Raw genomic sequence first — 12,775 nt, 5'->3', positions numbered from 1 at the left:
GGTCACCGGCTGTCGGCCGGCAGCGCCCGGCTGGCAGCCGTTTGTTCTTCCCTTCCAACCCACAGGAAATCATCCATGTCCGAAAAGCAGCCCCGTCTCACCCCGCTCAACAAGAACAGTGCCGTCGGCGGCGCCTTCGCCGGCATGGGCGCTTGGCAACTCGTCCTGACCTTCCTGCCGCTCGCCCTGGCCTTCATCCTCGTCCTGGGCGCCCTCGGCGCGCTCATCGGCGCCGGCGCGGCACTGGTGAACCTGAAGGTCGCCAAGAAGCAACTCACCACTCCGGCCAAGGCGCTGGCCATGGTCGGCGTCGACCTCGCCGCCGCTGTCGTCTGGCTGGTGGTGGTCGTACTGATCAGCAGCGCTGTCTAACCAGAGACACAGACACCGTGCCGGGCACCGGACCGCAGGTCCGGTGCCCGGCACGGTGCGAGGCGTTCTGTCCGCCACCATCGGCGACACCCGTACCTACCTCACCCCCAGCGCGACCCGCTCCGCACCATGCAGCCCGACCACCAGGCCGCACCGGGCGCCCCATCACCGACCACGCCCTCCACGCCAAGCTCCGAGCCGTCTACCGGCGCTCCCTCGCCCTGTGTCGGACAGCCTGCCGAGTTGCCCCAAGGCAATTGCCCACTACCTCAGGTGCCATTTACCGTTGGTTTGCGCCAACTAGAACTTGCAGCCGCAGGCAGACCCGAATGCCGCGCCGACGGTACGGGGCCGAGCGCAGAACTCCCGAAAACCGCGTCACCTCTTGTGTCATGCGCATGAAAGCATGACCCTCGAAGGAGAACCCTTTCGCAGCCACGAACCCGGCCCCGGCCAAGGAATCCATCACGAACGGTGGAGTCGCTGTTCCGGCATCTTGGTGGGCAGCGCTCCACCGCCACCACCACCGCCCGGTCGCCGACGGCTGCACGCCGAGGAGGCCGTCATGGCCCGGAGCCAGAAGAAGACACGACGTGGTTTCGGCAACGTCCGCCAGTACAAATCCGGCCGCTGGACCGCCCCCTGATGCCCACGACCAGAGGGCTCTACCAGCGCCTGCTGAAGGTATCGATCCTGCCCACATTCGGTACGGTGCCCGTCGCCCACATCACCTTCGCGAAATTCCGTACCTGGAACACCGAGCAACGCAGCTCGCTCGGCCTTTCCGTCGCAGCCAAGGCATACCGGCTACTCAAGGCGATCATGGAGACCGCGGTCGCCGACGACGAGACGATCCCACGCAACCCATGCCGCGTACGGGGCGCCGGCAACGAGTACCCGGCCGAACGTTCCGCAAGGCTCGCGCCAGCATCCCGGGCCTGCCGGAGAACTTCACCTTCTACGACCTGCGCCACACCGGCAACACACTCCTGTCCCAAGAGGACACCAGCCTCAAGGACCTCATGGTCTGCATGGGCCAGAGCTCCACACGCGCAGCCACCGGCTACCAACACTCCACTGACAACCGCCAACGCGAACTCGCCGACAGACTCGACCACCGCATCCGCACCGACCTCCGCCGCAGCACAGGCGACAGTCGAACAGCGCCATGAGCCCGGAAGCTCATAGCTCCCGATGGAGCACAGAGGCTGCGGGACAAGGGATCCACCGCCCTCGACAGGCTCCCTGACCTACTCGTGCGCTACTCGTGCGCAACTACGACCAGGCCAGCCCGCCCCACCCGCCAACGGCCGACTCAGCCCCATGCGAAGGCACTTATCCACCAGAGCACCACGGGCACTCATCGGGCAACCGAAGCCAAGTCCCGCTCCAAGAGCAGTATCTGAGGTGGCCGCAAGTTCCGCCCCGGCAGTCCGTACGACTCCGATCCGGCGAACCCAACAGCGGGACCCCCGCTGCATCTCCAAGGAATGTCGATAAATGCAAGCTCATAGCCCAAAAGCCCGAATTGGTCTAGACAATGAACAAGCCCCAGGCCGGTGACCTGGGGCTTTGCAGTGGAGCGGGTGACGAGAATCGAACTCGCGCTCTAAGCTTGGGAAGCTCATGTTCTACCATTAAACTACACCCGCATCTGACGAACCGTCAGCGACGGCCCGATCAAGGACCACTGTACCCCATGGCGAGGGAGCGGCGGGCACGGGTCGGAGGCGGCGGCGAGCCTCGCGGAGGGGCGTCCGGTAGATCCCCTAATGTGACGCTGTCCGGCGGAACTGTGGGAAGGGGACCGATGGAGCAGCGCACCGTGGTTCGTTGTGCCGAGGGGCATGTGTTCAGTACGACGGCGTTTCCGATGCAGCACCTGCAGGTGGGACGGGTGGGGCCGGGCCGGCTGCTGCGCTGCCCGATGTGCGGGCGGCTGCGGAGTTCGGTGCCGGCCGACGTGTCGGCGCTGACGGCGGCGGAACTCGCGCGCGGGCTGCGCCTGGTGGCGGTGGATTCGCCGGCCTGAGCGGGCGGCGGGAACGGCGGTGCGGGGCGGGTGCTTTTGGGCGCCCGCCCCGCGGCACGTACGCTCTGGGGCGTGCTGCTCTCTGACAAGGACATCCGTACCGAGATCGACAACGGCCGGATCGTGATCGACCCGTTCGACCCGTCGATGGTTCAGCCGTCGAGCATCGACGTCCGACTGGACCGGTTCTTCCGGGTATTCGAGAACCACCGCTACCCGCACATCGACCCCTCCGAGGAGCAGCCGGACCTGACTCGGCTGGTCGAGCCGGAGGGCGACGAGGCGTTCATCCTGCACCCGGGCGAGTTCGTGCTGGCGTCCACCTACGAGGTGATCACGCTGCCGAACGACGTGGCCTCCCGGCTGGAGGGCAAGTCCAGCCTGGGCCGGCTCGGACTGCTGACGCACTCGACGGCGGGCTTCATCGACCCCGGGTTCAGCGGGCACGTGACGCTGGAGCTGTCGAACGTCGCGACGCTGCCGATCAAGCTGTACCCGGGCATGAAGATCGGCCAGCTCTGCCTGTTCCGGCTCTCCTCTCCGTCCGAGCACCCGTACGGCTCGGCCCGCTACGGCTCGCGGTACCAGGGCCAGCGCGGCCCGACCGCCTCCCGCTCGCACCTGAACTTCCACCGCACCGAGATCTGACCGCACCGCGGAACCCCCGTCGGCGAGGTCGACGACCGGCCGTGCGCGAGGGCCGCCCCGGAGGAACCGGGGCGGCCCTCGCGCGTGTTCAGGCCCGCTTCGGGGTGGTCCGGGCGACCAGCTCGCTGCCGTCCGCGGAGAGGGTCAACTCGGTGCGCAGCTCGACGAGTTCGCCCAGGTGGTGCAGGTGGCTGCCGCCGCAGGCCAGCTCGGCCGGGCCGTCGGGGAGGTCCGCGTGCCAGCGGCGGCGGGCGGTCAGCTCGGGGCCGGGCACGTCGATCCGGACGGCGGCGTCGGCGGCGACCCAGCCGGCCAGCCGGTCGTTGACCTCCGCGGCGAGCGCGGGCAACGCGTCGGCGAGGGACGGGAGTTCCTCGGTGGCGTCGACGGTGAAGCCCTTCTTCTTCAGCGACTTGCCGATCCGGTAGGTGTCGGTGCTGGCCTCGGTGTCCATCACCGAGCTGTCCATGGCGAGGCTGTCGAAGTCCGGGCTGCCGAAGGCGTCGGAGCGGCCCGGGTCCTTGCGCCAGCGCGGGGCGAGCGCCGCGTTCAGGGCGAGCGCCAGCAGGTGGCAGCCGGTGTGCGCGGCGCTGAGCCGGGCCCGCCGCTCCGGGTCGACGGCGAGCGCGGCGGTGCGGCCGACCGCCTCCTCCCCGAGCGCCCCGGCGGGCAGCACGTGCAGCACCAGCCAGGACCACTCCTCGTCGCCGCGCCGGACCGGGATGTCGACGCCCGCCGCGAAGGTCCCGTCCGGGCCGAGGGCGCCGGTGAGGCAGTCGACGACGGGGTGGACGGCGCCGTCCACGGTGAGGGTGCCGAAGTCGGCGGGCTGGTCGGGCCAGGTGTGGTCGACCGGGTGGAACGGGGTCGCACCGGTGACCACCGCGGTGCGGCCGTCCGGCAGGGCCCGCACGGCGATGATCGGCGACTCGCCGGTCACCGCCCCGGCCGGGAAGCTGACGTGGGTGGTGGGCAGGCTCATGCGCGGGCTCCGGGCGGGGTCTGAGGGTCGGTTCGGTGAACACCTCACCCTACAAAATCCCGCCATTCGGACAGCCCCCGGTGCGGAACCCGCCGCCGACACCCGCCACTGACACCCACCGACACCCGCCGACGCCCGCCGACACCCGCCGACGAGGCCCGGTGACGACGGCCCCGCCCCGGCCCACCCCGCCGGTTCAGCCCAGGGTGGGCAGCTTGATCAGCGCCAGCAGGGCCAGCAGCTGCACCGCCGCCGCCCCGGCCGCCTTGCCCCAGGGCAGGTCGTGGATCCGCCGCACCATGACGGTCAGCAGTACCGCGCAGCCGATCCAGGTGGCCCAACCGACCACCTGCACCACCGGGTTGTCGACCGGCAGGAACAGCGCGAGCAGCAGCCGCGGGGCGTCGGTGGTCCAGCTGACCAGGGCGGCCAGGCCGACCGTGGACTGCCAGGGGCCGTCGCCGCCGAACTGCCGGGCCAGCACGTGGGTGACGGCCGAGAGCACGCCGCCCGCCAGCGTGAACCCGAGCGCGGCGCCGGCGATCGCCCACAGCGCGACCGCGAAGGTCGAACGGGTCACCTGCTCGTAGGTGGAGTCGAGGGCGAACACCGCGAGCACGCCGTACAGCAGCGAGACCGTCAGCGCGGGCAGCCACACCTGGTGGTCGCGCATCCGGTCGAAGGTCGCGGCGGGGTGCCGGTAGATCCCGGTGAGCAGCGGCCGCCAGGGCAGCCGGGGCCCGTCCGCCCGCGGCCCGGACCGGCCGCCGGCCCGGTAGACCGCCACGTTGTCGGCCGCGGCGGGGCCCGCCCCCTGCTGCTGCCCGCCGTACCCGTCGTCGTAGCCGTCGTAGCCCTGGTACGGCTCGTAGCCCCCGTACGCCGGTTCGCCGTAGCCGGGCTCCCCGTACGGCTGCTCGTACGGCTGCTCGCCGATCGCGAAGGCCCTGGTGTGGCCGGGCTGGTCGCCGGGTCCGGGGCCGGGCTGCGGGGCGGTGAAGTACTCGGGGCCGCCGGTGGGCGCGCCCGCGTGCGGGTCGCCCCGGTGGGGGGTGCCCGGGCGGGGTGCCGACCAGTTGTTCCGGGGGTCGGCGCCCCGTCCGTCGTCGTGTCGATTGCCAGCCACGCCACGACGGTACCCGCAAGGGCTGACCCCCCGTCGGGTGATCATGGCGGTGGGGCCGGATTGCAGCCGTCCTGTGACGGTGCCGCCCGGCGGGCCGGTCAGCCCAGCAGGCGGGCGCCGGGGGCGTGCACGGCAGCGGCGTTGGTCAGGCCGGCCTGGCAGCCGCCGGGGCCGGCGGAGAGGCGGACGGAGCCGACCGGGAGCCGGGTGCCGCAGGCGATCCGCAGACCGGCCGGGAGCTCGTTCTCGTCCTCCAGGACGGCACCGTCGCCGATCACCACGCCGTCCAGCGAGCAGCGCTCACCGATCTCGGCGTAGGCGCCGACGATGGAGTCCTTGACGTACGCGCCGGCCTTGATCCGGGCGCCCTGCAGGACCACGCTGCCCTCGACGATGGCGCCCGCGGCGACCTCGGCGTCCGCGGCGACCACGGTGCCGGAGCTCAGCACGGCGGCCGGGTCGACCTGCGAGCCGGCCAGCAGCAGCGCCTCGCCGGTGGGGCCGGGGACGGCCGGGGAGTCGACCTTGCCGAGCACCAGGTCGGCGGAGCCGCGGACGAACGCGCCCGGGGTGCCGAGGTCCAGCCAGTACGAGGTGTCGACGACGCCGCGCAGCAGCGCGCCCTCGGCGAGCAGTTCGGGGAAGGTCTCGCGCTCGACGGAGACCTCGCGGCCGGTCGGGATGCGGTCGATCACCGAGCGGGTGAAGACGTAGCAGCCCGCGTTGATCTGGTCGGTGACGATCTGCTCGGGGGTCTCCGGCTTCTCCAGGAAGGCCAGCACCCGGCCGTTCTCGTCGGTCGGGACGAGGCCGAAGGCGCGCGGGTCGGCCACCCGGGTGAGGTGCAGGCTGACGTCGGCGCCGGAGGCGGTGTGCGAGTCGCGCAGGGCGGCGATGTCGAGGCCGGAGAGGATGTCGCCGTTGAAGACCAGCACCGGCTCGTCGGGGCCGCAGCTCAGGCCGGCCGCGGCGTTCCGGATCGCGCCGCCGGTGCCGAGCGGCTCCTCCTCGGTGAGGTAGACCAGTTCGAGGCCGTAGGGGCTGCCGTCCTGGAAGTGGTCCACGAAGACCTCGGCGAGGTACGAGGTGGCGAGCACCACGCGGGTGACGCCGGCGGCGGCGGCCCGGGCCAGCTGGTGCGCGATGAACGGGACACCGGCGACGGGCAGCATGGGCTTGGGCGTGTGCGTGGTCAAGGGGCGGAGCCTGGTGCCCTTGCCGCCGACCAGCATGATCGCCTCGGTCATGTCGCGTCTCCCCTGGTCGAGTTCCCGGCGGCCCGGCGCTGCAGGGTCCGGTGCGCTCGCTCGGTGGCGTGGTCGGGGCGGCACGAACCGGCCTCCGACGGAGCCGGACCTTTCCCCGGCTCCGCCCATACTCTATTTGCTCGAACAGCGTCTGAGTGCCACTGCTCCCGTCGGGCTGATGTGCGGATCGGCACGTCCGGCCGGGACACCGGCTAGGGCAGCAGCCAGGACCGCTTGGCGGGCGTGCCCGCGCCGGTCCCCCCGGAGCTCTGCAGCTTGGCGACGGCCTGGGCGGGCAGGGCCTGGTCCCAGACCTGCACGTCGGCGATGGCGCCGTCCCAGAAGTCGCTCCACTCGGACTTGTAGCGGGTCCGGCCGAGCTGCAGGCCGCCGGTGGTCTGCCAGATCCCGGTCACGGGGGTGGCCTGCTGGAGCGTGCCGTTGACGTACAGCATGATCTTCTTGGCGGCGGCGTCGTAGACGCCGGTCAGCAGCGTCCACTGGCCGGTGGGCGGGGTGCCGGTGCCGAAGGCCTGGTAGGTGGTGTTGTCCTGGCCCCCGGCGGCGGTCTGCACCTTGAAGACCCACTGGTTGTGGGTGCCCCAGTAGTCGCGGCCCAGGTAGAACGAGTAGTAGCTGTCGCTGCCCTGGGTGATCACGGCCCGGCCGCCGGTCGGGGCGTTGTTGCGGACCAGCGCGGAGACGGTGAACGACTTCGAGGTGTCGACCACCGGGCTCTGGCTGTCGGCCCAGCCGATGCCGTTGCCGTAGAGCACCATGGTCGGCCCGTTGTGGCCCTCGGTCGGGCCGATCGCCGTCCCGCTGCCCAGCAGCATCCCGGGCAGGGTGCCGGCCGCGGGGGAGCTCTTCCCCGCGCCGGGGCTCGCCTTGGCCGTGGCCTTCCCGCTCGCGGCGGGCGAGGCGGTGGCGGTGCCGGACGGGGCGGCCGAGGGCGAGGAGGCGGCCGAGGGGGAAGCCTCCGGGTCGGTGGGCGCGGCGGTGCCGTCGGGCTGGAGGGTGACCGGCGGGGCGGGCTGGGCGCCGGTGCCGGGGGACGGCCGGGTGACCACCAGGGCGGTCGCGACCAGGGCGCCGACCAGGGCGACCACCGCGGCCCCGCCGCCGATCCGGATCATCCGGCGGCGGCGCTCCTCGCGTTCCCTGGCGTCGGCGAGCGCGGCCCAGTCGGGCGTCGTACTGGTCACCGGCGGCAGGTGGAACGGGCCGCCGCCACCGGGTCGGCCGGGCCCCGGTATTCCCCCGTCAGCAGTCATGCGCGAATGCTAGGACATCGCCCGACCTCCGGGAACGCCCGGACCCCGGAGCCTCGACGGGCGTCCGGGGTCCGGGTGGTGAGGGGGTGTCAGGCGTCGACCGGTTCGGCGTCCCCGGCCGGGAGGGCCTTGACCGAGTCCAGCAGCAGCTGGGCCACGTCGACCACCTTCAGGTGCTCCTTGGCGGCACCCTCGTTCTTCTTGCCGTTGACCGAGTCGGAGAGCATGACCAGGCAGAACGGGCAGGCGGTGGAGACGATGTCCGGGTTCAGCGACAGCGCCTCGTCGACCCGCTCGGTGTTGATCCGCTTGCCGATCCGCTCCTCCATCCACATCCGGGCGCCGCCGGCGCCGCAGCAGAAGCCGCGCTCCTTGTGGCGGTGCATCTCCTGCTGGCGCAGGCCGGGGACCTTGTCCATGATCTCGCGCGGCGGGCTGTAGACCTTGTTGTGCCGGCCCAGGTAGCAGGGGTCGTGGTAGGTGATCAGGCCCTCGACCGGGTTGACCGGCAGCAGCTTGCCCTCGTCGATCAGGTGCTGGAGCAGCTGGGTGTGGTGGATGACCTCGAAGTGGCCGCCGAGCTGCGGGTACTCGTTGGCGATGGTGTTGAAGCAGTGCGGGCAGGTGGCCACGATCCGCTTGGTCGGGGCGTCCTCCAGCGCGGCGTTGAGGGTCTCGACGTTCTGCGCGCCGAGCATCTGGAACAGGAACTCGTTGCCGAGGCGGCGCGGGGAGTCGCCGGAGCAGGTCTCCTCCTTGCCGAGGATGGCGAACTTCACGCCCGCGGTGTGCAGCAGCTCGGCGAAGGCCTTGGTGGTCTTCTTGGCCCGGTCCTCCAGGGCGCCGGCGCAGCCGACCCAGTAGAGGTACTCGACCTCGGCGGGGTCGATGTCCTCGCCGATCACCGGCACCTCGATGCCGGTCTCCTTCTTCAGCTCCTTGACCCAGTCGAGCCGGGCCTTGGTGGCCAGGCCCCACGGGTTGCCCTTGTTCTCCAGGTTCTTGAGCATCGTCCCGGCCTCGGTCGGGAAGCTGCTCTCGATCATCACCTGGTAGCGGCGCATGTCGACGATGTGGTCGATGTGCTCGATGTCGACCGGGCACTGCTCGACGCAGGCGCCGCAGGTGGTGCAGGACCACAGCACGTCCGGGTCGATGACGCCGTTCTCCTCGGCGGTGCCGATCAGCGGGCGCTCGGCCTCGGCCAGCGCGGCGGCGGGGACGCCCGCCAGCTGCTCGGCGGTGGCCCGCTCGTTGCCCTCCATGTCCTTGCCGCCGCCGGCGAGCAGGTAGGGGGCCTTGGCGTAGGCGTGCTCGCGCAGGCTCATGATCAGCAGCTTGGGCGACAGCGGCTTGCCGGTGTTCCAGGCGGGGCACTGCGACTGGCAGCGGCCGCACTCGGTGCAGGTGGAGAAGTCGAGGATGCCCTTCCAGGAGAAGTGCTCGACCTGGGAGACGCCGAAGACCGCGTCGTCGGCCGGGTCCTCGAAGTCGATCGGGGCGCCGCCGCTGGTCATCGGACGGAGCGCGCCGAGGGCGACGCCGCCGTCCTCCTCGCGCTTGAAGTAGATGTTGAAGAAGCCCAGGAAGCGGTGCCAGGCGACGCCCATCGAGGGGTTGACGCCGATGGTGATCGCCCAGGCGAAGGAGATGCAGATCTTCAGCATCGCGAACAGGTAGACCAGGTTGACCAGGGTGCCGTGCGCGGTGCCGTGGAAGGCGGCGGCGATCGGGTACGAGACCAGGTAGGCCGGGTCGTAGGAGTCGACGCCCTCCAGGGCGCCCTCCAGGCCGCGGAGCATCATGATGCACAGGCCGATGCCGAGGATCGTGTACTCGACGTAGAACGCCTGCCAGGCGATCGAGCCGGCGAACCGGGACTTGCGGCCGGCCCGGGAGGGCAGGCTGAGCAGCCGGATCACGATCAGGGTCAGGATGCCCAGCGTGGTCAGCGTGCCGATCAGCTCGACGAAGATGTTCCAGGGCAGCCAGTGGCCGATCACCGGGAGCACGAACTCGGCGTCGAAGAGCTGGCCGAAGGCGTTCACCAGGGTGAGGACCAGCGAGAAGAAGCCGACCGCGACGAACCAGTGGGCGACGCCCACGATGCCCCAGCGGTTCATCCGGGTGTGGCCGAGGAACTCCTTGGCCACGGTGCCCACCCGCTGCGCGGGCTGCCCGAACCGGGTGCTGTCGGCGGAGCCGGTGCGCACCACCTTGTAGATGTACAGCGCCGCACGGGCGGCGAGCGCGGTGCCGATCACGAACGTGACCAGCGAGATGACGATCGCTGCTAGCTGCATCGGCTCTCCGTCTCCAGCGGCTGGGTCGAAATGGTCTCCCGCAGAGTGTACTCATCGGTAACTTGCACGGTCGACGCGCCGGACATTACCGCGCCCCCACGCACCCCAGAAGATGTTCCGGCTATGGCGGCAGTCACTAAGCCCAGACTCACCCGCCCGGAGCACATCGGAGGGGCCCACCGGCCCCTCCGCGACATAAGCGCTCAGTAAAGTTGAGCGACACGGGCTCAAAGCTGTTGACGATGCCGGATCGGTCATGCATCCTTGAGCCTGTACTGCTCAACTTCTCCCCCGGAGGTATTCACGATGGCACGCGCGGTCGGCATCGACCTCGGTACGACGAACTCCGTCGTCAGTGTTCTTGAGGGCGGTGAGCCCACGGTCATCACCAACGCCGAGGGCGCTCGGACCACGCCGTCCGTCGTCGCCTTCGCCAAGAACGGCGAGGTGCTCGTCGGCGAGGTCGCCAAGCGCCAGGCGGTCACCAACGTCGACAGGACCATCCGGTCGGTCAAGCGCCACATGGGCACCGACTGGAAGATCAACCTGGACGGCAAGGACTTCAACCCCCAGCAGATCTCGGCCTTCATCCTGCAGAAGCTCAAGCGGGACGCCGAGGCGTACCTGGGCGAGACGGTCACCGACGCCGTCATCACCGTCCCGGCGTACTTCAACGACTCCGAGCGCCAGGCCACCAAGGAGGCCGGCGAGATCGCGGGCCTGAACGTCCTGCGCATCGTCAACGAGCCGACCGCGGCCGCCCTGGCCTACGGCCTGGACAAGGACGACCAGACCATCCTGGTCTTCGACCTCGGCGGCGGCACCTTCGACGTGTCGCTGCTGGAGATCGGCGACGGCGTGGTCGAGGTCAAGGCCACCAACGGCGACAACCACCTCGGCGGCGACGACTGGGACCAGCGCGTCGTCGACCACCTGGTGAAGGTCTTCCAGGCCGGCCACGGCGTCGACCTGTCCAAGGACAAGATGGCCGTCCAGCGCCTCCGCGAGGCCTCCGAGAAGGCCAAGATCGAGCTGTCCTCCTCCTCGGAGACCTCGATCAACCTGCCCTACATCACGGCCTCCGCCGAGGGCCCGCTGCACCTGGACGAGAAGCTCACCCGCTCCCAGTTCCAGCAGCTGACGGCCGACCTGCTGGACCGCTGCAAGGTCCCGTTCCACAACGTCATCAAGGACGCCGGCATCCAGCTGTCCGAGATCGACCACGTGGTCCTGGTCGGCGGCTCCACCCGCATGCCCGCCGTCGCCGAGCTGGTCAAGGAGCTGACCGGCGGCAAGGACGCCAACAAGGGCGTCAACCCGGACGAGGTCGTGGCCATCGGCGCCTCGCTGCAGGCCGGTGTGCTGAAGGGCGAGGTCAAGGACGTCCTGCTGCTCGACGTCACCCCGCTGTCCCTGGGCATCGAGACCAAGGGCGGCATCATGACGAAGCTGATCGAGCGCAACACCACGATCCCGACCAAGCGCTCCGAGATCTTCACCACCGCCGAGGACAACCAGCCCTCCGTGCAGATCCAGGTCTACCAGGGCGAGCGCGAGATCGCGGCGTACAACAAGAAGCTCGGCATGTTCGAGCTGACCGGCCTGCCGCCGGCCCCGCGCGGCCTGCCGCAGATCGAGGTCACCTTCGACATCGACGCCAACGGCATCATGCACGTGGCCGCGAAGGACCTCGGCACCGGCAAGGAGCAGAAGATGACCGTCACCGGCGGCTCCTCGCTGCCGAAGGACGAGGTCAACCGGATGCGTGAGGAGGCCGAGCGCTACGCGGAGGAGGACACCAAGCGCCGCGAGGCCGTCGAGACCCGCAACCAGGGCGAGCAGCTCGTCTACTCCACCGAGAAGTTCATCGCGGACAACGCGGACAAGCTCCCGGCCGACGTCAAGACCGAGGTCGAGACCGCCATCGGCGAGCTGAAGGAGACCCTCAAGGGCGAGGACGTCGCGGCCATCCGCACCGCCACCGAGAAGGTCTCCACCACCGCCCAGAAGCTCGGCGCGGCGCTCTACGCGCAGGCCGACGGCGCGGGCGCGGCGACCGGTGCGGCCGGGGCCGGCGAGTCCGCCGCCAAGGAGGACGACGTGGTCGACGCCGAGATCGTGGACGACGAGAAGCCCAAGGGCGGTGCCGCATGACGGAGAAGCCGCAGGGCGAGCAGCCCGGCGACGACTCCGCCGCCGAGGAGGCCGTGCTCAAGGCAGCCGAAGAGGCCGTCGCGGGTGCCGGTGCCGACGAACTGGCCGCCGCCAAGCGCGAGGCCGGCGAGCGGACCGCCGACCTGCAGCGCCTCCAGGCCGAGTACCAGAACTACCGCAAGCGGGTCGAGCGCGACCGGGCGACGGTCCGGGAGATCGCGGTCTCCAGCATCCTGGAGTCGCTGATCCCGGTGCTGGACGACATCGGCCGGGCCCGCGAGCACGGCGAGGTGACGGGCGGCTTCAAGTCCGTGGCCGAGTCGCTGGAGACGGTCGTCGCCAAGCTGGGCCTGCAGCAGTTCGGCAAGGAGGGCGAGCCCTTCGACCCGACCATGCACGAGGCGCTGATGCACAGCTACTCCTCGGACGTCACCGAGGACACCTGCGTGCAGATCCTCCAGCCCGGGTACCGGATCGGCGAGCGGATCATCCGCCCGGCGATGGTCGCGGTCGCGGAGCCCCAGCCGGGCACCCAGACCACCGGCGAGCCGGAGAACGGCAAGGCCGACGGTTCGTCCGACAGCTGAGTAACATCCCCGTGCGCTGCGGAGTCGTACGTCGTCCAGTACGGCGGCCG

9 protein-coding genes, 1 tRNA gene and 1 pseudogene are annotated in these 12,775 nt (G+C 70.6%); 5 read left to right on the top strand and 6 right to left on the bottom strand.

What is annotated here, in order from left to right; genetic code table 11:
• Window positions 1-75 precede the first annotated feature (75 nt).
• The gene (locus ACIQBJ_RS10715) at window positions 76-372 is read left to right on the top strand and encodes a hypothetical protein (protein ID WP_400706953.1); all 297 of its coding nucleotides are present in this window, start codon (window positions 76-78) and stop codon (window positions 370-372) included.
• A 1,578-nt stretch (window positions 373-1,950) separates the two neighbouring features.
• Here the strand turns inward: ACIQBJ_RS10715 and ACIQBJ_RS10710 are convergent.
• Window positions 1,951-2,024, bottom strand: a tRNA-Gly gene (locus tag ACIQBJ_RS10710).
• A 158-nt stretch (window positions 2,025-2,182) separates the two neighbouring features.
• On the opposite strand from ACIQBJ_RS10710, the gene ACIQBJ_RS10705 reads away from it, so the two are divergent.
• Together ACIQBJ_RS10705 and dcd are read left to right on the top strand one after the other, a co-directional pair.
• Window positions 2,183-2,404, top strand: a complete 222-nt coding sequence (locus tag ACIQBJ_RS10705; protein ID WP_400706950.1) for a hypothetical protein — start codon at window positions 2,183-2,185, stop codon at window positions 2,402-2,404.
• A gap of 72 nt (window positions 2,405-2,476) precedes the next feature.
• Window positions 2,477-3,052, top strand: a complete 576-nt coding sequence (dcd, locus tag ACIQBJ_RS10700; protein WP_400706947.1) for a dCTP deaminase — start codon at window positions 2,477-2,479, stop codon at window positions 3,050-3,052.
• An 88-nt stretch (window positions 3,053-3,140) separates the two neighbouring features.
• Here dcd and ACIQBJ_RS10695 read toward each other — a convergent pair whose 3' ends face one another.
• From ACIQBJ_RS10695 to ACIQBJ_RS10675, 5 genes and pseudogenes are all read right to left on the bottom strand, one after another.
• Complete coding sequence (locus tag ACIQBJ_RS10695) at window positions 3,141-4,034, bottom strand: metal-dependent hydrolase (RefSeq protein ID WP_400706944.1); 894 nt, start codon at window positions 4,032-4,034, stop codon at window positions 3,141-3,143.
• 196 nt (window positions 4,035-4,230) lie between these two features.
• Entirely contained in the window at window positions 4,231-5,160 is a 930-nt protein-coding gene (locus ACIQBJ_RS10690; RefSeq protein ID WP_400706941.1) for a Yip1 family protein, read from the bottom strand.
• A 173-nt stretch (window positions 5,161-5,333) separates the two neighbouring features.
• Window positions 5,334-6,407: pseudogene (locus tag ACIQBJ_RS10685) on the bottom strand (sugar phosphate nucleotidyltransferase); the annotation flags it as partial.
• Window positions 6,408-6,619: 212 nt separating this feature from the next.
• Window positions 6,620-7,681 carry a LamG domain-containing protein gene (locus ACIQBJ_RS10680; RefSeq protein ID WP_400706938.1) on the bottom strand — a complete coding sequence of 354 codons (1,062 nt, stop codon included), beginning with the start codon at window positions 7,679-7,681 and terminating at the stop codon, window positions 6,620-6,622.
• Between the two features lie 89 nt (window positions 7,682-7,770).
• Window positions 7,771-9,984, bottom strand: coding sequence for a (Fe-S)-binding protein (locus tag ACIQBJ_RS10675; RefSeq protein WP_400706935.1), 2,214 nt, complete (start codon window positions 9,982-9,984; stop codon window positions 7,771-7,773).
• Between the two features lie 306 nt (window positions 9,985-10,290).
• On the opposite strand from ACIQBJ_RS10675, the gene dnaK reads away from it, so the two are divergent.
• Together dnaK and grpE are read left to right on the top strand one after the other, a co-directional pair.
• Window positions 10,291-12,138 (top strand): molecular chaperone DnaK, encoded by a 1,848-nt coding sequence (gene dnaK, locus ACIQBJ_RS10670; protein WP_400706932.1) that lies wholly within the window; start codon window positions 10,291-10,293, stop codon window positions 12,136-12,138.
• Window positions 12,135-12,725, top strand: a complete 591-nt coding sequence (grpE, locus tag ACIQBJ_RS10665) for a nucleotide exchange factor GrpE (protein ID WP_400706929.1) — start codon at window positions 12,135-12,137, stop codon at window positions 12,723-12,725. Before dnaK ends, grpE begins: the two co-directional genes overlap by 4 nt.
• Window positions 12,726-12,775: the final 50 nt, after the last annotated feature.

It is taken from the genome of Kitasatospora sp. NPDC088391, assembly GCF_044753345.1.
Lineage (GTDB): Bacteria > Actinomycetota > Actinomycetes > Streptomycetales > Streptomycetaceae > Kitasatospora.
Note: the sequence above shows the minus strand (reverse complement) of the source record. Positions and strands in the feature narration are given on the sequence as shown.

Excerpts from the sequence above, each read along its gene's own strand:
- ACIQBJ_RS10675 (WP_400706935.1), bottom strand. The coding sequence starts at position 9,984 with ATGCAGCTAGCAGCGATCGTCATCTCGCTGGTCACGTTCGTGATCGGC.
- ACIQBJ_RS10695 (WP_400706944.1), bottom strand. The coding sequence starts at position 4,034 with ATGAGCCTGCCCACCACCCACGTCAGCTTCCCGGCCGGGGCGGTGACC.
- ACIQBJ_RS10705 (WP_400706950.1), top strand. The coding sequence starts at position 2,183 with ATGGAGCAGCGCACCGTGGTTCGTTGTGCCGAGGGGCATGTGTTCAGT.
- dnaK (WP_400706932.1), top strand. The coding sequence starts at position 10,291 with ATGGCACGCGCGGTCGGCATCGACCTCGGTACGACGAACTCCGTCGTC.
- ACIQBJ_RS10715 (WP_400706953.1), top strand. The coding sequence starts at position 76 with ATGTCCGAAAAGCAGCCCCGTCTCACCCCGCTCAACAAGAACAGTGCC.
- grpE (WP_400706929.1), top strand. The coding sequence starts at position 12,135 with ATGACGGAGAAGCCGCAGGGCGAGCAGCCCGGCGACGACTCCGCCGCC.
- ACIQBJ_RS10680 (WP_400706938.1), bottom strand. The coding sequence starts at position 7,681 with ATGACTGCTGACGGGGGAATACCGGGGCCCGGCCGACCCGGTGGCGGC.